At 63.9% G+C, this 21,613-nt stretch carries 21 protein-coding genes; 5 read left to right on the top strand and 16 right to left on the bottom strand.

All coding sequences use genetic code 11. The features are described 5' to 3' along the window. Positions 1–2: 2 nt before the first annotated feature. Genes MESOP_RS12935 through ehuB form a run of 5 tightly spaced genes read right to left on the bottom strand, consistent with a single transcriptional unit; the run spans position 3 to position 3,804 of the window. Positions 3–725: a GntR family transcriptional regulator gene (locus MESOP_RS12935; RefSeq protein WP_013893774.1), complete on the bottom strand. Its 723-nt coding sequence runs from the start codon at positions 723–725 to the stop codon at positions 3–5. Then, on the bottom strand, positions 722–1,501 hold the full coding sequence (gene ehuA, locus MESOP_RS12930; RefSeq protein ID WP_013893773.1) for an ectoine/hydroxyectoine ABC transporter ATP-binding protein EhuA: 780 nt from the start codon (positions 1,499–1,501) through the stop codon (positions 722–724). The genes MESOP_RS12935 and ehuA overlap by 4 nt, the downstream gene beginning before the upstream one ends. Next, positions 1,498–2,157: an ectoine/hydroxyectoine ABC transporter permease subunit EhuD gene (gene ehuD / locus MESOP_RS12925; RefSeq protein ID WP_013893772.1), complete on the bottom strand. Its 660-nt coding sequence runs from the start codon at positions 2,155–2,157 to the stop codon at positions 1,498–1,500. Before ehuD ends, ehuA begins: the two co-directional genes overlap by 4 nt. Further along, positions 2,154–2,882: an ectoine/hydroxyectoine ABC transporter permease subunit EhuC gene (gene ehuC, locus MESOP_RS12920; RefSeq protein ID WP_013893771.1), complete on the bottom strand. Its 729-nt coding sequence runs from the start codon at positions 2,880–2,882 to the stop codon at positions 2,154–2,156. Before ehuC ends, ehuD begins: the two co-directional genes overlap by 4 nt. Positions 2,883–2,934: 52 nt before the next feature. After that, the gene (ehuB, locus tag MESOP_RS12915; RefSeq protein WP_013893770.1) at positions 2,935–3,804 is read right to left on the bottom strand and encodes an ectoine/hydroxyectoine ABC transporter substrate-binding protein EhuB; all 870 of its coding nucleotides are present in this window, start codon (positions 3,802–3,804) and stop codon (positions 2,935–2,937) included. 345 nt (positions 3,805–4,149) lie between these two features. Between ehuB and MESOP_RS12910 the strand changes: the two genes are divergently transcribed. The 5 genes from MESOP_RS12910 to MESOP_RS12890 are packed head-to-tail and all read left to right on the top strand — an operon-like array spanning position 4,150 to position 10,322. Further along, positions 4,150–5,298, top strand: a complete 1,149-nt coding sequence (locus MESOP_RS12910; RefSeq protein ID WP_013893769.1) for a M24 family metallopeptidase — start codon at positions 4,150–4,152, stop codon at positions 5,296–5,298. A gap of 11 nt (positions 5,299–5,309) precedes the next feature. Beyond that, a complete protein-coding gene (locus MESOP_RS12905) occupies positions 5,310–6,566 on the top strand; it encodes a sarcosine oxidase subunit beta family protein (RefSeq protein ID WP_013893768.1) in 1,257 nt (418 codons plus the stop codon). A 15-nt stretch (positions 6,567–6,581) separates the two neighbouring features. After that, on the top strand, positions 6,582–6,848 hold the full coding sequence (locus MESOP_RS12900; protein ID WP_013893767.1) for a sarcosine oxidase subunit delta: 267 nt from the start codon (positions 6,582–6,584) through the stop codon (positions 6,846–6,848). Continuing rightward, positions 6,845–9,793, top strand: a complete 2,949-nt coding sequence (locus tag MESOP_RS12895) for a sarcosine oxidase subunit alpha family protein (RefSeq protein WP_013893766.1) — start codon at positions 6,845–6,847, stop codon at positions 9,791–9,793. The genes MESOP_RS12900 and MESOP_RS12895 overlap by 4 nt, the downstream gene beginning before the upstream one ends. Then, positions 9,786–10,322, top strand: coding sequence for a sarcosine oxidase subunit gamma (locus tag MESOP_RS12890; protein WP_013893765.1), 537 nt, complete (start codon positions 9,786–9,788; stop codon positions 10,320–10,322). Before MESOP_RS12895 ends, MESOP_RS12890 begins: the two co-directional genes overlap by 8 nt. Here MESOP_RS12890 and MESOP_RS12885 read toward each other — a convergent pair. The 11 genes from MESOP_RS12885 to MESOP_RS12840 all read right to left on the bottom strand — a co-directional run bounded on the left by MESOP_RS12885 (position 10,288) and on the right by MESOP_RS12840 (position 21,612). Next, positions 10,288–10,752: a cupin domain-containing protein gene (locus tag MESOP_RS12885; protein WP_013893764.1), complete on the bottom strand. Its 465-nt coding sequence runs from the start codon at positions 10,750–10,752 to the stop codon at positions 10,288–10,290. The genes MESOP_RS12890 and MESOP_RS12885 overlap by 35 nt on opposite strands. A 103-nt stretch (positions 10,753–10,855) precedes the next feature. Beyond that, on the bottom strand, positions 10,856–13,096 hold the full coding sequence (locus MESOP_RS12880) for a xanthine dehydrogenase family protein molybdopterin-binding subunit (protein ID WP_013893763.1): 2,241 nt from the start codon (positions 13,094–13,096) through the stop codon (positions 10,856–10,858). Then, positions 13,093–13,590: a (2Fe-2S)-binding protein gene (locus tag MESOP_RS12875; protein WP_013893762.1), complete on the bottom strand. Its 498-nt coding sequence runs from the start codon at positions 13,588–13,590 to the stop codon at positions 13,093–13,095. Before MESOP_RS12875 ends, MESOP_RS12880 begins: the two co-directional genes overlap by 4 nt. Beyond that, entirely contained in the window at positions 13,587–13,958 is a 372-nt protein-coding gene (locus MESOP_RS36665; RefSeq protein ID WP_342447460.1) for a c-type cytochrome, read from the bottom strand. The genes MESOP_RS12875 and MESOP_RS36665 overlap by 4 nt, the downstream gene beginning before the upstream one ends. Further along, entirely contained in the window at positions 13,924–14,952 is a 1,029-nt protein-coding gene (locus MESOP_RS12870; RefSeq protein WP_342447459.1) for a c-type cytochrome, read from the bottom strand. The genes MESOP_RS36665 and MESOP_RS12870 overlap by 35 nt, the downstream gene beginning before the upstream one ends. A gap of 184 nt (positions 14,953–15,136) precedes the next feature. Continuing rightward, the gene (locus MESOP_RS12865) at positions 15,137–15,880 is read right to left on the bottom strand and encodes a ribonuclease activity regulator RraA (protein WP_013893761.1); all 744 of its coding nucleotides are present in this window, start codon (positions 15,878–15,880) and stop codon (positions 15,137–15,139) included. A gap of 23 nt (positions 15,881–15,903) precedes the next feature. Beyond that, positions 15,904–17,067, bottom strand: coding sequence for a mandelate racemase/muconate lactonizing enzyme family protein (locus MESOP_RS12860; protein ID WP_013893760.1), 1,164 nt, complete (start codon positions 17,065–17,067; stop codon positions 15,904–15,906). A 44-nt stretch (positions 17,068–17,111) separates the two neighbouring features. Next, positions 17,112–18,209: an ABC transporter ATP-binding protein gene (locus MESOP_RS12855; protein WP_013893759.1), complete on the bottom strand. Its 1,098-nt coding sequence runs from the start codon at positions 18,207–18,209 to the stop codon at positions 17,112–17,114. Between the two features lie 10 nt (positions 18,210–18,219). After that, the gene (locus MESOP_RS12850; protein ID WP_013893758.1) at positions 18,220–19,110 is read right to left on the bottom strand and encodes a carbohydrate ABC transporter permease; all 891 of its coding nucleotides are present in this window, start codon (positions 19,108–19,110) and stop codon (positions 18,220–18,222) included. Next, positions 19,107–20,054, bottom strand: coding sequence for a carbohydrate ABC transporter permease (locus MESOP_RS12845; protein WP_013893757.1), 948 nt, complete (start codon positions 20,052–20,054; stop codon positions 19,107–19,109). The genes MESOP_RS12850 and MESOP_RS12845 overlap by 4 nt, the downstream gene beginning before the upstream one ends. Before the next feature lie 76 nt (positions 20,055–20,130). After that, positions 20,131–21,612 (bottom strand): ABC transporter substrate-binding protein, encoded by a 1,482-nt coding sequence (locus MESOP_RS12840; RefSeq protein ID WP_013893756.1) that lies wholly within the window; start codon positions 21,610–21,612, stop codon positions 20,131–20,133. Between the last annotated feature and the right edge of the window lies 1 nt (position 21,613).

The following is a 21,613-nucleotide window of genomic DNA, read 5'->3' as shown; positions in this document are numbered from 1 at the left end:
GATCACGCATTTTTGTCGAAATCGGTGATCTCGCCCGCGTGGCGCATCATGCGGCGAAAGCTCATCGAGATATGGGCGCGCCTTATATGGCCGATCGACTCCCAATCTCCGATTTCCGCAGCGGCCAGGACCTCCTCCATTTCCCGGCGAAAGGCAGTGAATTCTTCGACAAGGCCGAGCTGCGGCATCATCTTCAGGACGACCCGCGCGACCTGAAAATACAGGCGCTCGCTGATCTCGCGCAGCGGCTGGTTGCCGGTCATCGCGGTGAGTTCGTAGAAGAAATCCATGTTGAGGCGAAGAAAGGCGCGCTGATCGGGGTTGAGGATATCGGAGTCGCAGCGCGCGATAAGCGCCCTAATCCGATCAAGATCCTCCGCTGTGCGCGGGATCGGCGAAAGCTTGCCGACGAGCAGCGCCAATTCCAGCCTCAGATGGTAGACCTGCTGCAATTCCTCGATATCGACATCGGTGACGATCGTGCCGACGCCATGGACGGATTGAACGAGACCCTCGGATTCCAGCCGCGCCAGCACACGTCGAACCGGTGTCCGGCTGATCTCGAATTCCTGGGCCAATTCTTCCTCGGAGAGATGGCTTCCCGGAGCATAGTCCAGCAGGCAGATGCGGTCGCGCAAGATCCGGTAGATGCGCTCGAACCGCTCGCGCGCCGAGAGCGGGCGCAGGGGCACGGCTAGGGGCGTGGCATCTGTCTCAAGCGTCATCCAGCCTCCAGGACAGCATGCAGGAATTGCCGTGTCCGCTCGTTCTTGGGTGCCCCGAACAGTTCGCTAGGCGGCCCCTGTTCGCAAATCTTGCCTTGGTAGAAGAAGCAGACGCGATCGGAAAACTCCTTGGCGAAACCCATCTGGTGGGTGACCATCAGCATCGTCAGATCGTGCTCGCGACCGATCTGCCTTATCACCTGCAGCACTTCGCCGACAAGCTCCGGGTCGAGGGCCGACGTGACCTCGTCGAACAGCATGATCTTGGGCCGCATGGCCAGCGCCCTGGCGATGGCGACGCGCTGCTGCTGGCCACCGGACAACTGGGACGGGTAGTGATCCTTCTTCTGGGCCAGCCCCACCAGTTCCAGCAGCTCGGCCGCGCGCGCCTCGGCATCCGACCGCTTCATGCCAAGCACCGTCATCGGCGCCTCGATGCAGTTGGCCATCGCCGTCATATGCGGGAACAGATTGAAGGACTGGAACACCATGCCGATCTTCGCCCTGATACGGCGAATATGGGCAAGGTCGGCAGGCACGAGCTTGCCGTTCTTCTTCATGTGGGTCAGCGGTTCGCCCTCGACCCAGATGACGCCGTCATTGATCGTCTCCAGCGTCATCAGCATGCGCAGCACCGTCGTCTTGCCGGAGCCGGACGGGCCGATGACCGAGACTTTTTCGCCACGCGCGATTTCAAGATTGAGCCCGTCGAGAACGGTGAGCGAGCCGTAGCGTTTCGAAACATTTTCGAAACGGACCATCGGTTGTTCCGTCATCGCGTGGACCTCCGGTTGAGCAGGCGTTCGAGAGCGCGGATGAGCGCGGCCGAGACCAGGCTCATGGCAAGGAAGAACAGGCCGACCAGCGTGATCGGCTCGGTGTAGCGGAACGTGTCGGAACCGATGATCTTGGCGGTCTGCATCAGCTCCATCACGGCGATCGCGGAAAGCAGCGGCGTCTCCTTGAACAGGGCGACGAGGTAGTTGCCGAGCGCCGGAACGATCGGAGGGATCGCCTGCGGGATGATGATGTCGCGGAACGTCGTCCAGGCCGACAGATTGAGCGCGATCGAGGCTTCCCACTGGCCGCGATGGATGTTGTCGAAACCGGCGCGATAGACCTCGGAGCAATAGGCGGCGTAGTGGATGCCGATGGCAAGCACCCCGGCGGTGAAGGCATCGAGCACCAGGCCGAATTTCGGGAAGACGAAGTAGATGAAGAATATCTGGATGAGCAGCGGTGTCGAACGGATCAGCTCGACCAGCACCGAAATCGTCCAGCCGGTCCATGGCACCGCAATGCGCACGACGGCCAGCACCAGGCCGAGGGTGGCTGCGAGCACGAAGCCGATCAGCGTCGCCTCCACCGAAACGATGGCTGCCTGCGCCAGCACCGGCAGGATTTCGAGGGTGAAGCTCCAGTCCCAGATCATGCTGCTTTCCCCCGCGCCAGACCGGCCGATGCGCGCCGTTCGAGCAGCCGCATGCCGATGGTGAGGACCAGCGACATCACGAGATACATCAGCAGGACGAGCGTGAAGATCGGGATGGTCTTGAACGTGTTCTGGTTCATCTGCTGCGCCTTGAAGGCAAGGTCGGAGAGCGTGATCAGCGAGACCAACGAAGTCGATTTGAGAAGCTCGATGAACAGGTTGCCCCAAGGCGGGATCATGGCGACGAAGGCCTGCGGGAGGATAACCCGCCGCAGCATCTGGGCACGGCTCATGTTCAATGCCGTGCATCCCTCCCACTGGCCGCGACCGACCGACAGGATCGCGCCGCGCACCACCTCCGATCCGTAGGCGCCGACGTTCAGGCCAAGCGCCACCACCGCCACCAGAAACGCGTCGAGGGTGACGCCGAATTGCGGCAGTACGAAAAACAGCCAGAACAGTTGCACCAGCGCCGAGGTGCCGCGAAAGATCTCGACATAGACCGTTGCCAACCATCTGAGCGGCGCCGGACCGTAGAGCCGGGCGAGCGCGGCAAGCACGCCCATGATGACGGCGAGCAGGCTGCCGAGGATGGCGATCTCGATCGTCAAGACCGCGCCCTGCAGCAGACCAGGCAGAAACAGGCTGTAGGCCTGCTGTGTCGCCAGGACACCGATGACGGCGAATGCAACCGCCAGCATCGCTACAAGCGTGCGGATTCCCATCTGCGTCTCCGAAAAAGGGGCGGCGCCTTGGCGCCGCCCAGCAGTTGGGACCCTATTTGCCGGCGCAGAGCTCGGCGGTGGTCTTGTTCGGCAGGTAGTCCTTGCCGAAGCCAAGCGGCTCGACCAGGGCGATATGCTCAGGCGAGCCGAGGAATTTCTTCAGCTCGGCGTTGAAGGCCTCTTGCAGATCGGTGTCTTCCTTGCGGAAGCCGAAGCCGCCATGGCCCTTCACCGACTTCCCGTTAACCTCGCCAAATGGTTTCGTCGATTCCACGCCGTCGGCCTTCTTGGCCATGTCGGCGATCGAAAGCGCGGTCAGTGCGGCGGCGTCGGCGCGGCCGGCCTGGACAGCCGCGACCAGACTGGACTGGTCGGGCAACGAGACGATCTGCCCCGCGGCAACACCCGCGTCCTTGGCGTAGCCGCCTTCGACAGCGCCGGCCATGACAGCGAGCTTGAGGTCCGGATTGTCCTTGATGCTGGAGTAGTCCTTCACGCCCTTGGGATTGCCCTTGACCACCAGCATGGCCTGGCCGATGCCGTAGGACGGTTCGGAGAAATTGATCTCGGCGCAACGCTTCGGATTGATGAACATGCCGGCTGCGATGATGTCGAAGCGGCCGGCCTTGAGACCCGGGATGAGCGAGCCGAATTCGGTCAGCACGCCGTCGACCTGCGGAATGCCCATCTTGGCGAGCACCGCCTTGGCGACTTCCGGCGCCTCGCCGGTCAGCTTGCCGTCGGGCGTGGCGAAGCCGAACGGTGCCTCATTGGCGAAGCCGACTCGGATGTAGCCGTCCTTCTTGGCCCGTTCGAGTGTGGTCTCCGCATGAGCGGGCAGCGACGCGAGCGACGTGGCGGCAAGCGCAAGACAGGCGGCCGCCTTCATGACGATGCGGCGCGAGATCGATGATTTCAGCATACTTTTCTCCCGTTGAACAACCGATGATGGTTCCCAGCGCAACGACCTTCTTCGAGGCTCAAACGCGCTTGACCAGACGTATACAACTGCCCTAGAGATTGTGCAAGCCAAGACACAGAAACCTTTGAAAGTTCGACATTGACGTGATGATTCATTGCCAAGTTGTGCACAATTTAGGCAATTTGGCCGCTGCGAGGGGTGGACAGCGTAGGTGACGGGCGCGAACCATCCGGGGGCACTCACGAACGCCCCGGCGACGTGGCGCGCGAACTCATCGTTGTCGATTGGCCTGTCGAGGGACCATGCCGGCGACGAAGCCGGCAACAGCAAGCACGAGGACGCCTGATGGACCGCAATCCCTTTTCCGAAGCCGAAATCGCCGGCCGTCTCGCCAGGATCCGCAAGGCTCTGGCAGAACGCGAACTCGATGCCGCGGTCTTCGCTTCGCCGGAGAACGTCTTCTATCTCACCGGGCTCGATCATTGGGGGTATTTTGCCCCTCACCTGCTGATCGTCCCGATCGAGGGCAAGCCCGTGCTGGTCACCCGTTCGATGGAAAGGGTAACCATCGAGAAACAGGTGACGGCGGCGGAATTCCGCGGCCATTCCGATAGCGAAACGGCAGCGGATCTTGCCGCGCGGGTGCTGGCGGAACTCAGCCTTCCCGGCAAGCGGATCGGCCTCGAATACTGGACGGCAGGCTTGAGCCATGGGCTTGCCGTATCCCTGGAGGCGCAGGTCGATGCCAAATGGAGCGACGTCTCCGGGCTGGTCGACAGGATGCGGCGGGTAAAGAGCACCGAGGAACAGGTTTTGATGCGGCGGGCCGCCGCGGTGACCGACGCAGCCGCCCAAGCCGCTATCGCGGCGATCGCGGATGGCGCCGCCGAACAGGAAGTCGCCGCCCAGTGTGTCGCGGCGATGATCCGTGCCGGCGGCCATGCGCCGGGCTTCGGCCCGTTCATCCGCCCGGCCGCACGGCTTGGCGAAGAGCATACGACGTGGGGCGACGGCATCTATCGCAAGGGCGAGCCGGTTTTCGTCGAACTGTCCGGCTGCATCTCGCGCTACCACGCCCCGCTCGGCCGGCTCGTTCGCATCGGCCACATCAGCGACGAGGACGCCGCGATGGCAGAAGTGACCGCCAGGGCGTTCGACGCGGTCGTCAAGGCCCTGCGTCCGGGGGCCAAGGCGCGCGATGTCTACGCCGCCTGGCAGGCCGTCGCTGACGAGGCGGGGCTTTCCCACTATCGCCGCCATCACTGCGGCTATCTTGTCGGCGCCGGCCAGCCGCCATCGTGGACCGGCGGCAATTCGGTGACCGGGCTGCGGCACGATTCCGATCTCGAGATCGAGACGGGGATGAGCTTCCACATCCTGTCCTGGCTGATGGGCACCGGCCGTGGCGACGACTTCGTCTCCAACACCGTGCTTTTGACCGATGCGGGCGCCGAAGTGCTGACCCGCACGCCGGCCGGCCCGATCGTTCGATAGGCCTGCACGTCATGGCGCGCTATTCGGCATTCTCAATTTTCCGCAATGCGCTGTCGGGCCAGAAGAACTGGCAGTGCGCCTGGCGGCCGGCGGAGCCCAAACCGTCCTACGACGTGATCGTCATCGGCGGCGGCGGACACGGTCTCGCCACCGCTTTCTACCTCGCCGAGAACCATGGCATCCGCAATGTCGCCGTGCTCGAAAAAGGCTATATCGGCGGCGGCAATGTCGGCCGCAACACCACCGTCATCCGCTCCAACTACCTGCTCGACGGCAACACCCAGTTCTACGAATTCTCGATGAAGCTCTGGGAGGGCATGTCGCGGGCGCTGAACTTCAACGTCATGTTCTCGCAGCGCGGCCAGCTCGTCACTGCCCATTCGGCCGACCAGCTCGACGGCTTAAGCCACCGCGCCAACGTCATGCGGCTGAACGGCATCGACGCCGATATCCTCGACCGCGACGAGGTGCGCCGGCTGGTGCCCTATCTAGACTTCTCCGACACCGCACGCTTTCCGATCCATGGCGCCATCTTCCAAGGCCGCGCAGGCACGGCGCGGCATGATGCCGTCGCCTGGGGCTATGCGCGCGCGGCCGATGGCCATGGCATCGACATCATCCAGAACTGCGAGGTGACGGGCTTTGTCCGCGACGGCGAGCGGATCGTCGGCGTCGAGACAACGAAAGGCCGGATCGGCGCCGGCAAGATCGGCCTCGCGGTCGCCGGCCACACATCCATCCTCGGCGCCAAGGCCGGCCTTGAACTGCCGATCGAAAGCCATGTCCTGCAGGCCTTCGTCACCGAACCGCTGAAGCCGCTGGTGGACCATGTCGTCGCCTATGGGGCCGATCATTTCTATGTCAGCCAGTCGGACAAGGGCGGGCTGGTCTTCGGCGGCAATCTCGATGGCTACAATTCGTATGCCCAGCGCGGCAATCTCGGCGTCGTGCGCGAGGTGGCCGAGGCGGCGATCGCCTTGATGCCGTGCATCTCGCGCATTCGTCTGCTGCGGCATTGGGGCGGCGTCATGGACATGACCCCGGATGCCAGCCCGATCATCTGCCCGACGCCGATCGACGGTCTCTATCTCAATGGCGGCTGGTGCTATGGCGGCTTCAAGGCAACGCCGGCTTCCGGCTGGTGCTTTGCCCACACAATCGCCACCGGCAAACCGCATCCGTTGATCGCCGCCTACGGGCTCGACCGTTTCCGGACCGGCCGCACCCTGGATGAGGCCGGCGCTGGCCCTTCCGCCTGGCTGCAATAGGAGGCGATGAGGAAAATGCTGCGCATCGAATGCCCCTGCTGCGGTCCGCGCGACCATGACGAGTTCCGCTATGGCGGCGACGCCTCCGTCAGGCGCCCGGCCCATGACGATCCCGATCCGGAGGCGTGGTACGCCTATGTCTATGTCCGGAAAAACCCGACCGGGCTCCACCGTGAGTTCTGGCAGCATGTGATCGGCTGCCGGCAGTGGCTGGTGGTCGAGCGCGACACGCACAACCACGTCGTTTCCTCGGTCGCCTTCGCCAGGATACCACAAGCATGAACGCCCAAAACAAGCGACTGCCCGCCGGCGGCCGCATCGACCGCTCCCGCCCCATCGAATTCAGCTTCGACGGCCGAAAGCTGGCCGGATATCGCGGCGACACGCTGGCCTCCGCGCTGCTTGCCAACGGCGTCATGCTGGTTGGGCGCAGCTTCAAATACCATCGGCCGCGCGGCATTTTTTCCGCCGGGCCGGAGGAGCCGAACGCACTGGTCACGCTCGGGACTGGCGGGAGGCGCGAGCCGAACCTGCCGGCCACGATGCTGGAGCTTGGCGACGGCATGGCCGCGGAAAGCCAGAACCGCTGGCCGTCACTCGCCTTCGACGTGCAAAGCATCAATGGCCTGTTCGCGCCATTCCTTTCGGCTGGCTTCTATTACAAGACCTTCATGGGTCCGACACGGCGCGCCTGGATGGTCTACGAGCATTTCATCCGCAGAGCCGCCGGCTTGGGCCGGGCCGGCACCGAGCCGGACCCGGACCGCTACGAGGTTCGCCATGCCTTTGCCGATGTCGCGGTCATCGGCGGCGGTCCGGCCGGCTTGTCGGCGGCGCGCGCCGCCGCCGCGGCCGGCGCGCGGGTCGCACTCATCGAGCAGGATTTCCTGCTCGGCGGCCAACTGCTGGCGGAACGGACCGACGGCAAGGCGGCTGCATGGCTGAGCCAGGTCCAGGCCGAACTGGAGAGCTTCGAGACCGTCACCTTGATGAAGCGGACCAGCGCTTTCGGCCTCTATGACGGCAATGTCATTGGCCTGGTCGAGCAACGCGACCAGGCCAGCCCGGCCGGCGGAGCCCGGCAGACCGTCACCATGCTGCGTGCCCGCTCGATCGTTTTCGCCACCGGTGCCATCGAGCGCCCAATGGTGTTCCCGAACAACGACCGGCCCGGCGTCATGCTTGCCTCGGCCGCCCGGGCCTATCTCAACCGCTTCGCCGTTCTGCCGGGCAGGAAGATCATCGTCGCCGCCGCCAATGACGGTGCCTGGCGCACCGCCTTCGACCTTGCAGGTGCCGGTGCCGGGGTGACGGTGGTGGACATGCGCGCCACTGTGTCCGCGGCGCTTGCCTCGGAGGCGACCCGCCTCGGTGTCGTCGTGCGGACCGGGAGCCGCATTGCCGGTTTGCATGGCGGCCATGCTGTCAAGCGTGCAACGCTCAGCGGACCGGATGGCCGGTTCGAGACCGCTTGTGATCTGGTCTGCATGTCCGGCGGCTGGTCGCCGACCGTGCATCTCACCTCGCATCTCGGCATCAAGCCCCGATATCGCGATGACATCGACGGCTTCGTGCCGGGCAGCTTTCCAGCCGACCGGTTCGGCGCCGGCGCTATGATGGGAATCTACGCTACCGCCGATGCCATCGAGGACGGCCATCGCGCCGGCATCGAATCGGCATCCTTCTGCGGCAAGTCGACGCCGGTGCCGGGTCCCAGGGGGCTCGATCTGGGCGAGACCATCACGGCCGTGCCTCGCGACGTCTCTCCGGCCCACCGCGTAAAAGCCTTCGTCGATTTCCAGATGGATGTCACCACGAAGGACATCGAGCTCGCCCATCGCGAAGGCTATGAAGCGGTCGAGCACCTGAAGCGCTATACGACGCTCGGCATGGGCACCGACCAGGGCAAGACCAGCAATTTCGCCGCACTGTCCGCGATGGCCGCGCTGCGCGCCGCAACGGTTCCCGAGACCGGCACCACGACCTTTCGTCCGCCCTTCACGCCGGTTGCCATCGGTGCGCTTGCCGGACGCGCCACCGGCCATCATTTCAAGCCGTTTCGCCGCACGCCGATGCACGATTGGCATCAGGCCAACGGCGCCGACATGCTGGAGGTCGGTCTGTGGATGCGGCCCTGGTTCTACCGGCAATCCGGGGCCGATGTGAACGAAGCCTATGTCGCCGAAATGCGGCAGGTGCGCCAGGCGGCAGGCCTGATGGACATCTCCACCCTGGGCAAGATCGACGTCCAGGGTCCCGATGCGGCGATTTTCCTCGACCGCGTCTATGCCAACGGCTTTGCCAAACTGCCGGTCGGACGCGCCCGGTATGGCGTCATGCTGCGCGATGACGGCATCGTCCTCGATGACGGCACAACGACGCGGCTGGCCGAAAACCGGTTCTTCATGACCACCTCGACGGCCAAGGCCGCCGATGTTCTGTCGCGGCTCGAATTCCTGCTCGATGCGGCCTGGCCGGACCTGCGCGTCGCCGTTACCTCGGTGAGCGACGAATGGGCGGCGATGTCGGTCGCTGGACCGAACAGCCGTGCCATCCTGGCGGCTGCGTTTCCGGCGCTCGACGTTTCCAACGCAGCGCTGCCGCATATGGGGTTGCTCGAAAGCGAATGGGAAGGCCGCGCGCTGCGCATCCTGCGCCTCAGCTACTCCGGCGAGCGCGCCTATGAAATCTATGTTGGCGCGACTGCCGGCGCGCAACTCTGGAGCCATTTGCTCGAAACGGGCGGGGCGTTCGACCTGAAGCCTTACGGCGTCGAGGCCCTCGGTGCGTTGCGCGTCGAGAAAGGCCATGTCGCCGGACCTGAAATCGACGGGCGCACCACACCCGACGATCTCGGCCTCGGCCGCATGGTCGGCAAGCGCAACGGCTTCGTCGGCGATGTGCTGCGGCGACGCCCTGCCTTCACGGCGCCTGACCGGCAACGCCTGGTCGGCCTTGAATGCATCGAGGATGGAAAGCGGCTGCGCGGCGGCGCCATCCTGTTCCTGCCGGGCGAGAAGGCTCAAGGCCATGGTCGCGGGCGTGTCACCTCCGTCACCTACAGTCCCGAACGCGGCCACTATGTCGGGCTGGCCCTGCTTGCCGGCGATGTCGCGGCGGAAGGGAGCGAGGTCGTGGCCGTCTATCCGATGAAGGCTGAAACGGTGCGTGCCCGCATCGTCTCGCCAGTGTTCCTCGATCCGCAGGGAGAACGGCTGCATGGCTAGCCCGGATTTCAGCCTGTCCGTTGCCGACTGCCGGCTCAACCAGATCGAGGGCTGGGACGGGACGCTCAGGCAATTCGAAACGAGCCTGTCCGCGTCACTCGGCGTGGACCTTCCCGCCTCGGTCGGCGAGACGGTGCGTCACAACGGGCTTCTCATCATCCGCATCGCACCCCGCCGTCTCTGGCTTGCTCTCGACGACAGCGCGCCGGAGCCGTCCCTTGCGATCGATCCGGATCTCGGCTGTTCGGTTGCCCTTGGCGAAGGCCGCGTGCGTTTCAGCCTGGCCGGGGTCGACATCGCGAGCGTGCTCTCGACCTGCATCGCCGTCGACTGGCACGCGCCGACGACCGCTCCGGGCCGCGCTGTGCAGACGTCCTTCCATCATGTGCCGGTGCTCTTGCTGCGCACCGGCGAGACTGCATGCGAACTCGTCGTGCCGCGAAGCTTTGCCCGCAGCCTCCATGACTGGCTTGTCGACAGCCAATCCGAGGCCGCTAATTTCTCGCCGGCCAGTCGCGCAGAAGCGTGATCCCAAACCTCGGCGCGGCCGCTTTGAGCCGCTCGATATCGGCGGGAGTCGGCGGCCTGGCCGCCTCTCCCTTCCGGAGCTCACGGCCGCCTTCGGCGAGAAACCGGTCGAATCCACTGGGCGTGCCTATCAGGATGTAACGGACGGGCTGACTGCCAGGATTCATGAGCTGGTGCGGGATGCCTCGTTTTAGAAACATGCCCTCGCCCGGCGAGAGCGTTTGGACCTCGCCATCCACAATCGCAGTCAATTGCCCCTCGATGACGTAGACCGTCTCGTCGTCGTTTGCATGGACATGGATCGGCGTCTTCGTCTGCCCGTCACTTCTGTTTTCGAGGAGACAAAGCACGCCTTCCGTCTGTTCGCCGCCAACCAGCCGCTTCATGACGACGCCTGCGAGCGAAAACGCCTTCGGTTCGAGATCCGTCATCGATCCAGTTCTTCCTGACCCAGTCCTTCTTGACCCAGTCCTTCTTGACATTGAAGCGTCCTGCCTCAGCGCACGAGCCCATCGGTTGCCTTCGTTCGGCCTCCTAAACCCCCAACACAGCCTTCACCCGCTCACGCGTATAGGGAAGGTCGTGGATGCGCTTTCCCGTGGCGTGCCGGAACGCATTGGCGATTGCGCCTGCCGTTGGCCCCTGCGCTGCTTCCGCGACGCCGAGATAGGGCGAGCCCGGATTGTCGACGACGTGCACCTCGACGCTGTCGGGCACGGCGCTGAAGCGCAGGATCGGATAGGCCGACCAGTCGGCGCTGAGGATGCGGGTGTCGTTGAAATGGACGGCCTCGTAAAGCGTCCAGCTCAACGATTGCAATATGCCGCCTTCGGTCTGGTTGACGATGGAATCCGGGGCCACCGCCTCGCCGCAATCGACCGCGCACACGACATGCGAGATGGCGATGGCGCCACTGTCGCGGTCCACGTCCGCTTCCAGCGCGATGGCGAGATAGGCGGCATGGTTCTTGTACTTGGCGAAGGCAAATCCCCTGCCCCGGCCTTCCGGCATCGGGTCGTCGCTCCAGCCGAATTTCTCGGCCGCCACCTCGATCACCTTCCTGGCGCGCGGATCCTTCAGGTGCCGCAGCCGGTACTCGACCCGGTCCGCCTTGGCTACCAGCGCCAGTTCGTCCATGAAGCTTTCGATGGAGAAGACGTTGCAATAGGCGCCGAGGCCGCGCAACGCAGAGACGCGCACCGGCATGTCGGCCACGAAATGCCAGTTCACGCGCTGGTTCGGCACATCGTAGAGCGGGATGGCGTTGCGGTCGCCATTGCCGAGCGGCGATATCTGCAGCTTGGCGGGATCGGGCGGAAAATGCTTTGCCATCAGCCGCCCGGCAATCAGCGAACCGGCCGAACCCGGCCTTGTGCCGTGGTTGTTGCTCCACAGGTCATAGTGCCAGCTGACGATGCTGCCCTTCTCGTCGAGCGTGGCGCTGGCCTTGGTCAGCATGGCCGGACCATAGGGCTCCCACAGATGTTCCTGGTCGCGCATCCATTGCACGCGCACCGGCGTGCGGGGCAGCGCCTGTGCGATCAGCGCGGCATCGGCGGCCGCGTCGTCGGCGCCATTGTGGCCGTAGCAGCCTGAGCCCTCGGTGTGGATGCAGCGTACCTTTTCCGGCGGCACCCCAAGCATCTGCGCAATCGACTTGCGATCGGGATAGACGCCTTGCGTATGCGTCCACACCGTCGTCAGACCGTTGTCGACCATGGCGACGGCACTGGAGGGGCCAATCGAACCGTGCATCTGGTAGGCACGGGTAAACTGCGCTTCAACAGTCCTTGCACCCGGCGCCGCCTCAGCGCCGACCGAGGTTACGGTGCCGACTTCGGCAACCGATTTATCGAGGAAAGCCGCAAGCTGATCCTGGTCCGGCAGCGCGGCCCCTTCCTGCCAGGTCGCCGTGGCCGCCATGGCGCGCATGGCCTTCATCGCCTGGAACTCTTCCTTGGCGACCACCGCCAGGAAATCGCCGTCATGCACCACCGCGACCACGCCCGGCATCGCCTTGACGGCCGCCTCCTTGAAACCGGTGAGCTTTGCCGAGTAGCTCGGCGGCCGCACGACACGGGCATGCACCATGCCGGGCAGCCGCATGTCCTGGACGAACGCCTCGCCGCCGGTCACCTTGGTCGGAATGTCGACCCGGGCGAAGGGCTTGCCGATCGCATGATAGGTCTCCGGCGCCTTCAGCCTGGTGTCGGCGGCGGCATCGACATGCAGGAAATCGGTCACGACAAGTTCGCCATAACCGAGCGCGGCGCCATTCGGCCCGACCACCTTGCCGGCTTGCGCCTTCAACTGATCGACCGGCACGCCGAGCTTCTCGCTGGCCTTGGCCACAAGGATCTGGCGCACCTGCGCCGAAGCATGGCGGATAGCCGTGCCGCTGTTCTGGATCGTCTGGCTGCCGGCGGTGTAGCCCTCATCGGGCGTCAGCGCGGTGTCGGCGGTGATCAGCCTGATCGCCACCGGCTCGACCTCCAGCTCCTCTGCCGCGATCTGGCGCAGCGAGGTCTTGGTGCCCTGGCCAAGCTCGGCCTTGCCGGTGAAGACGGTGATCGAACCGTCGGCATCGATGCGGATCCAGGCATCCAGCGACGGCGTGTCGGCAAGGCTGCCCGGCAGGGTCGACGGCTTTGCGGGCGCGGGCGCCGGGGTCGCGGCCTCCTGTGCATGGACCGGAATGGCAAAGGATACGACCAGCGCGCCGGCGCCTGTCAGGAAGCCTCGCCGCGTCAGATCGGGAAAATGCGGAGCGTTCATGATGCCCTCCCCGTAGTAGCCGCCGAGGCTGCCGATCCTGGCTTCATCTTTTCGCGGGCGCGGGCGACTGCGCGCAGGATGCGCATGTGAGTGCCGCAACGGCAAAGGTTCGGCTCCAGCGCCTGCCTTATCTCGGCATCGCCGGCATCCGGCTTGGCCTCGAGCAGGGCTTGCGCCCGCATCATCATGCCCGCGATGCAGTAGCCGCACTGCGCCGCCTGCTCCTCGATGAAGGCGGCCTGCATCGGCCCCGGCTCGTCTATCGTGCCCAGCCCCTCCACCGTCTTGACCTGGCGCCCCTCCACCAGCATCGCCGGCGTCAGGCACGAAAAGACCGCCTTGCCGTCGACCATCACGGTGCAAGCACCGCACTGGCCGAGCCCGCAGCCGAACTTGGCGCCATTGAGCTTGAGCTCGTTGCGCAGCACGTAGAGCAGTGGCGTCGCGGGGTCGGCTTCGACGTCGTGCGGGACGCCGTTAACATTGAGCTTCATCTGTCTTGTGCTCCTACATTGTCCGGGCCGCGCTCGATGCCGTCGGAGGGGCGCACGCTGACCTGGTATTTGCCGTTCCTGGTGGCGGCCAGTCGCTCAGAGGCATCGGGCCATGCCGGCTGGCCGGCGAAGGCCTCGCGCAGATAGGCGAGCAGGTCCGTCACCTGGTCGTCGCTCAGCGTGGCCGCGAAACCCGGCATGATGGCGCTCTGGCGCCCGCTTGCCGCCGGCAGGCCGAACAGCACGGTATTGATGACGTTCTGCGGGCCGGGCGCATTGACCGCGCTCGACAGATGGAAATCCATGCCGCCGAACGGCTGCGGGCGGCTGCCGTCATGGCAGGTCGCGCAGGCCGCCTGGTAGATCACCGCGCCGCGTTGCCGCCGTTGCCGACACCGGGATCGGTATCGCGCCGGCATCCGTGGAGAGCTTTTTGCGGATCTCCTGTGCTTTCGTGACGCGCCGCGGCGACGGTTCGCCCATCTGCGACGCGATATAGGTGGCCATGGCGCTGATGTCGGCGTCCGGAAGCCTGCCGAGATTGCCGGTCACCTCGCCCATCGGGCCGTTGGCGACGCCATGCTCGGTATGCCAGCCCCGGCGCAGGTAAGCGAACAGGCTGTCATGTGTCCACGGCACCGGCGCCGTCGTGCTGGCATCGAGCGCAAAGGCCGTCCAGCCCTCGGCCTCGCCACCGGCGAGATGCGATCCCGCCTTCTCGGCGCCGAGCATGTTGCGCGGCGTGTGGCAGGCACCGCAATGCCCAAGCCCGTTGACGAGATAGGCGCCACGATTCCACTCCGCACTTTGCGAGGCGACAGTTTGATAGGACCCCTTGTCGAAGAACAGCAGTTTCCAGCCGGCCAGCACCAGGCGCACATTGAGCGGGAACGGCAATTCATTGGCGGGCGGGCGCTTGTTCACCGGCCGGCGTGTCATCAGATAGGCATAGAGCGCGCTGTTGTCCTCGTCCGAGACCAGCGTGAAATGGTCGTAGGGGAAAGCCGGATACAGGTGGTTGCCGGCACGGTCGACCCCTTCGCGCATGGCGCGTGTGAAGGCGGCCTGTGACCAGCGGCCGATGCCTGTCTCGGGGTCGGGCGTGATGTTGGTGGAATAGATCGTGCCGAACGGCGTCGGCACGGCAAGCCCGCCGGCAAAGGACTTGTCGCCCGGCTTGGTGTGGCAGGATGTGCAATTGCCGACGGAGGCCAGCACCGCGCCCTTCTCGATCAGTGCCTGGTCGAAGGCGGATCGTTGCGGCGGTTCGACCGGATCGATCGCCGGCTTCCAGGCGTAAGCGAACAGTCCGGCGGCGCCAGCAATGACGACGACGAAAACGCCTATCCAGAAGCGTTTCAAGACTGCGCCTCCTTTTTGGCAGGCCAGCCAGCCAGCGAGACGCGACTATGCCCGCGTTGCTATTGCAGCCGACGCAGGAAAAGCTAGGCGCGATATGAGTGTCGTCAATTGTCCGATTGCTTCAACTTGCGATCACCCGCGTGGCACGGCCGATAGCTGCCGCCCATGTCGGGTAATTCCAAGGTCAATCCGCCGGGCGATTGGTTTTGCGCCACTCCTCATATTCGCCTCGGGCATCGTCATGCAGTGGGTAGTAGCGCTGCAGCGGAGCACCCTGCATCAGCTTCATTCGTGAGAACTCCTCCCAGTCGTGATGCTTCTGTGATTCTTCGATCACTTTTGCGGCCATTGCGACAGGAAGCACCACCGCCCCGTCATCGTCGGCGATGATGATGTCGCCGGGGAGCACCGTGACGCCGCCGCAGGCAATCGGAACATTGACGGCATTAGGATAGATGCTGGTCTGCACATGATAGTTGGGCGTCCAGCCGCGCAGCCATAGGGGCAGATCGAGCTTCTCGACATTGGGGCGGTCGCGCATGCATCCGTCGATGACGATACCCGCGCCGCCCCTGCCCTTGAAATAGGTCGACATCATATCGCCGAAGACGCCCGAGCTCATGTCGCCGCGCGCATCGACCACCACCACGTCGCCTTCCTGCGCGTGGTAAAGCACGTGCCGGTGCAATTGCGTCTCCGGATCGGCATATTCTCCCTCGTTGAAAAGGTCCGGCCGCTGCGGCAGGAATTGCAGCGTCAGCGCCGGCCCGACGATCGACTTCCCGTGGTTCTGCGCCACCGGACCGACCATGTGCGGATTGCGGAAGCCCATGTGGCCAAGCGTGCCGGCAACCGTCGCGGCGCCGATCTCCCTTAGCGCGTCGATCAGATCCTTGGGCGGCCGCGTGATATCGGGGATATGCGTCATTGTCGAACTCCGTTTGCAGGGAATTACCAGTTCGTAACAGAACCGTCGCGGCGCTTGAGGTGAGGCGCTTCCCAGAAGCGCAGGCTCTGCGCCTGGACGACCGCTTCGTTGACTTCGATGCCGAGCCCCGGCAGATCGCCGACCGGATAATCCGGGCCGTCGAGCCGCGGTTGCACGGGGAAGAAGTCGGAATTGTCGAAACCCAGCTTTCTTTCGGGTGCCCTGGTCTCGAGCCACGCGAAGTTCGGTACCGCGGCGGCGAGATGCACGGTCGCGGCGGTGCACACCGGACCAAGCGGATTGTGCGGCATCAGGTCCACATAATGCGCCTCGCTCCAGCCAGCTACTTTCATCGCCTCGGTGAGCCCGCCGACATTGCAGACATCGATCCGGTTGAACTGGTGGATGCCGCGCTCGATGTAGGGCAGGAAATCCCATTTGCTGGCAAATTCCTCGCCGATGGCAAAGGGGATATCGGTCATGGTGCGCAGGGATTCGTAGGCCTCCGGCGTCTCGGCCCGTATCGGCTCCTCGAGGAAATCAAGCACGCCGCGGCCGAGCTTGTTGCAGAAGCTCGCCGCCTCGGCCACCGACAGCCGATGGTGATAGTCGATGCCGAGGACGACATCGCCGCCGAGCGCCTCGCGCGCTCTGTTCAGCATATACGCGGTAGCCCCGATCGACTCGCGCGGCTCGAAGATATCCTTGCTGCTTTGCCCTACGGGGAAGAAGCGGATCGCCTGCCAACCCTGTGCGCAAAGTTCGTGGGCTCGCTCGATGGCAGCATCGCCCTCGGCCTCGTCACCGGTCGAGGCGAAGGTGGGGACACGGTCGCGCTGCTTGCCGCCCAGCAGCTCGTAGACCGGCACCCCCAGCGCCTTGCCCTTGATGTCGTGAAGGGCGATGTCGATAGCGGAAATCGCTGCCTGCAGAACGCGGCCGCCTTCGAAGTACTGGCTGCGATAAACCTCCTGCCAGATCCGCCCGACCTGCATCGGGTCGCGGCCGACAAGAAACTCGCGATAATGCTCGATCGCGCCGGCCACTGCCTTCTCGCGACCGCTCAAGCCGCTCTCACCCCAGCCGAAGATGCCTTGGTCGGTCTCGACCTTGACCAGCATCTGGTTGCGGGTCCCCACCCACACTGGATAGGGCTTGATCGCGGTGATCTTAAACTTCTCGGTCATCCAGCCCACCCCCAATGCAGCCCAGCCAATGAACCCGCCCTCTCTCAGTTGCCCTCGAGGGCCATCTCCGTTTCGCCATCGAACAGGTGAATGCGCTCCTGATCGAACTCGAGCCAGATCTGCTCGTCGGGTGTGACGGCGATGTTGGGCGACACGCTGATGTTGACGATGGCACCGGAGAGAAACGCCTGCACGAAGGTGATGTCTCCGGTTGGTTCCACCGTATAGGCCTTGGCCGGGATGGCTCCGTGGACCGCGCTCTTGTGCAGCTTGATGGTCGAGTGTCGCGCACCGAGAACGACCTTCCTGCTAGTCGCTCCCTGGACCTTGCGCGCGTTGGGTTGCGACAGCTCAAGGCTCCAGCCCTCAGGGCTCGAAAGGACGGTGTCGCCGTTGGCCGTCGATGCCTGTAGTGGAATAAGGCTCATCGCAGGGCTGCCAACGAAGCTCGCGACGAACATATTGGCTGGATGTGCGAAAACCTGCGCCGGTGAATCGTATTGTTGCAGGTATCCGCCGTTCATCACCGCCATCCTGTCTGCCATGGTCACGGCCTCGAGCTGGTCGTGCGTCACATAGACGATCGTCGCCTTGAGGTCCTGGTGGAAGCGCTTGATTTCCGACCGCATCTGCACGCGCAGCTTGGCGTCGAGGTTGGAGAGCGGTTCGTCCATCAGGAACACCGCCGGATCTCGAACGAGGGCGCGGCCCAAGGCCACGCGCTGCTGCTGCCCGCCCGAAAGTTCGCGCGGCTTGCGCTCGAGCAACTGCGTCATGTCGAGCACGCGCGCCGCTTCCTTGACCTTCTTGTCGATCTCGTCCTTGGGCAGCCTGCGCATCTGCAGCGGGAACGCCAGGTTCTTGTAGACCGATTTCTGCGGGTAGAGCGCGTAGTTCTGGAACACCATCGCGATGTCCCGGTCCTTGGGGTCGAGATCGTTGACCACCCGGTCCCCGATGGTGATGTCGCCGGATGTGATCGGGATCAGCCCGGCGACGAGATTGAGCGTGGTCGTCTTGCCGCAGCCTGAGGGGCCGACGAGTGCAACGAACTCGCCGTCATTGACCGTCAACGAAACATCGTTGACGGCTTTGAAGCTGCCATAGGTCTTGACGAGATCTTTGAGGACCACATGGGCCATCGGCAACTCCCTAGTGCTTGACGGCGCCTTCTGTGAGGGCGCGTACGAAGTATCGTTGCAGGACGAGGAACAGCACCACGACGGGCACACTCATCATGAAGCTGGCCGCCATCAGACCCGGAAAGTCGGTCGTGTTCTCCGAGAAGAAGCGCTGGATGCCGACCGGCAGGGTCAACTGCTCGTTCTTGGAGAGGAAGGTGTAGGCGTAGATGTACTCGTTCCACGCGCCGATGAAGGAATAGATCGCCGTGGCGATGATTCCGGGTGCCGAGAGTGGCATCACGATCAGGATGAAGGCCTGGAACCGCGTCGCTCCGTCGATACGCGCCGCCTGCTCGAGCTGCACCGGGATGTTGTCGTAGAAGCCCTTGAGCAGCCAGATCGCCAGCGGCAGTCCGAATGTGAGGTAGGTGAGAATGAGCGAGCCATGCGTGTTCACCAGCCCGATCGCGCGCATCAGGATGAAGAGCGGCACCAGAAAGATCACCGCCGGAAACATGTTGCGAAGCAAGACGGCGAAGAACAGGAAGTTCCGGCCCGGGAAGGTGAAGCGCGAAAAGGCGTAGGCCGCGGGAACCGCCACGATCACCGAAAGGACGGTCGTGGCAGTGGAGACGTAAAGGCTGTTCCAGAAGAAGCGGAGGAAGTCCTGGCCGACACTGTTCTGCGGATCTAGCAATTTCTGGTAGCTGGCGAGGGTAGGCTCGTCCGGCCACCATTGCGGCGGGAATTGCATCGCGGCAAAGCCGGATTTGATCGAGGTGATCAGCATCCAGATCATGGGCAATGCGGTGTAGAGCAGCATGAACACGAGGAAGATGCGCCCGCTCCACCGCCATCCGTCAACGCGTATGCGGCGACGGGTATGGCCTCGAGCGGCTGTCTCGGCAATCGTGCTCATGCGCTCTCATCCTTCCGGTCGTTTCCGCTTAGCGCGCGAACGTAAAAGTAGCCGAGCGTCATCAGAATGAAGAACAGAAGCACCGAGTAGGCCGATGCGACGCCCCAGCGCTGCCGGCCGAAGGCAAGCTCATAAATGTGCGTGATCCAGATGTGCGACGCGTTCGACGGCCCGCCGCCGGTCATGATCCAGGGGATGATGAAGGAATTGAAGTTGGCTACTGCCAGCAGAAGGATCGTCACCGTCGAGACGTTTCTAAGGTGCGGGAAGGTGACGTGCCAGAAGCGCTGCCATGCGCTGGCTCCGTCGACCTTTGCAGCGCGCAGCAACTGGTCCGGGACGGTCTGCAGACCGGCCATCATCATGATCATGGCGAACGGGAACTCCCGCCAGATATTGACGACGATCAGGGAGGGCAGCACCGTGCTGACGCTGTCGATGAAATTCGGCGGCCGGTCGGCCCATCCGAGGCCGACCAGCACCGCGCCGATGATCCCGAAGTCCGAATGGTAGATCCACTTCCAGATGTAGGATGCGGCGACGGCGCTGATAACCCAGGGAATGATCAGGATGGCGCGCAGCACACCCCGACCGATGAAGTCGCGATGGAGGGCCAGCGCGCAGCCAAATCCCAGGACAAAGGAGAGGAAGGTGGATGCCAGTGTCCAGATAAGGGTGTTCGAGGTGACCTTCCAGAACACCGGGCTGGTGAGGATGGCGGTGTAGTTGTCGACGCCGATGAAGATCTTGTCGCGGAGCTGCAGGCCAGGCGGCGTGTTGAAGAACGACAGCTCGATCGTGTAGTAGATCGGATAGGCTATGACGATCAGCATGACGGCAATCGCGGGAAGCACGTACGCGTAGTCGGCGCGATGCTCCCAAATCTTGCGCAGCAGGGGTCGCAATCTCCCGCGAGCCCCGGTCTTGCCGGTCACGATCGTCACTTTGGCGGGCCCTTGTTTTCGGAAAGAACCGGTTGCGCTCTAAGCGCAACCGGTAAGATCGCAGGTCAGGCTTCGGCTAGAGTCCGCCGCCCATCAGGTCTTTCACCTTCTTGGCCGCGTCGTCCGCAGCCTGGTCGACGGTCATTGCTCCGGTGAGGGCATTTTGGAGCATGTCCGGGACGATGATGTTCATGATCTCGGGAGATTGCGGCAGCGCCGGGAACGGGATGCCGTATGGCAGCATGGAGGTCGTGACGTCGAGGAACTTGATGCTGTCCAGACGCTCCTTCATCCATTTGGTCTTGAAGCCGTTAAGGTTGCCCGGGTTCGAACCCGCATAGGCCATTTTCAGCGACCATTCGGGACTGGTCCACATGCAGATGATGGCCTTCGCGGCCGGTTCGTCGACCTTGCCGCCCTCGACATATTCGGGCTTCAGGATGTGGATGTTCGAGCCGCCGAACACGACGGCGCGCTTGCCGTCGGGGCCGGTCGGGATCAGCCCGTAGCGCATGTTGTCGATGACGGTCTGCGCCTTGTCCTTGTCGGCGCCTGTCGCCTTCGCCTGCAGATCGAGCATGACATTGTAATCGGACGGGTGCGAGATCATCATGCCAAGCTGGCCAGCGAGGAACAGCGGCTGGTTGTCGGCCTGCTGGTTGGTGAGCGCCGAAACCGGAACCGACTTGTCGCGGACATACATGTCGTAAGAGGCTTGCAGCGCGGCCTTGCTCTGCGGGCTGTCGAGTTCGATCTGCTTATAGGTCGGGTTCGGCGAGGTTTCGTCGAAGACGCCGCCGCCATAGGCCCACAACTGAGGCATGAAGCGGTACGGGGTATTGCCGGCATTCTTGCGAGCCACGAGGCCGTAACCGGCGATGCCGAGCTTGTCGTGGATCTGCTTGGAATACTTCACGACGTCGTCCCAGGTTGCCGGAGCCTTGTCCGGATCGAGACCCGCGCGCTTGAAAATGTCGGCATTCCAAATGAACGCCATGGTTTCATTGTTGGTTGGGATGCCGTAGGTCACGCCGTCCCAGGTCACGGCTTTCATGGCGCCGGGCCAGAAATCCTCGGTCGAATATCCGACATCCTCGGGCTTGAGCGGCTGCAGATAGCCCTTCGAGGCGAACTCGGTGCCACCCAGGATCTGCAAGCGAACCGCCATTGGCGCTGCATTGCCAAGCAGCGCCGTGCGGAACTTGTCCAGGAGATCATTATAGGTGAGCGCCTGATCCTCAAGCTGGATGTTCGGATAGGTCTTGCGGAAGGTCGCGAAGAAATCCTTGTAGTACTGGCGCAGGAGATCGGGGTCGCCCTCGAAGACGCCCTGATACCAGAACGTCAGTCGTCCCTTGTAGTCGAGCGGAGTGACCTTGCCGCAATCGGCGGCGGTGTCGAACTCCTGTGTGCCTGCAATCGAGCGCACATACTCCGGCGACCACTTGCTCAGGTCGACCGGCGGCGCACCAAGCGCCGATGTAGACATCAGCGATGCCGTCAAAACACCGACGACAGTGCCGCGCAGAACCGCACTGCCGAGCGTAATCCTCGTCATA

Source organism: Mesorhizobium opportunistum WSM2075 (assembly GCF_000176035.2).
GTDB lineage: Bacteria > Pseudomonadota > Alphaproteobacteria > Rhizobiales > Rhizobiaceae > Mesorhizobium > Mesorhizobium opportunistum.
Note: the sequence above shows the minus strand (reverse complement) of the source record. Positions and strands in the feature narration are given on the sequence as shown.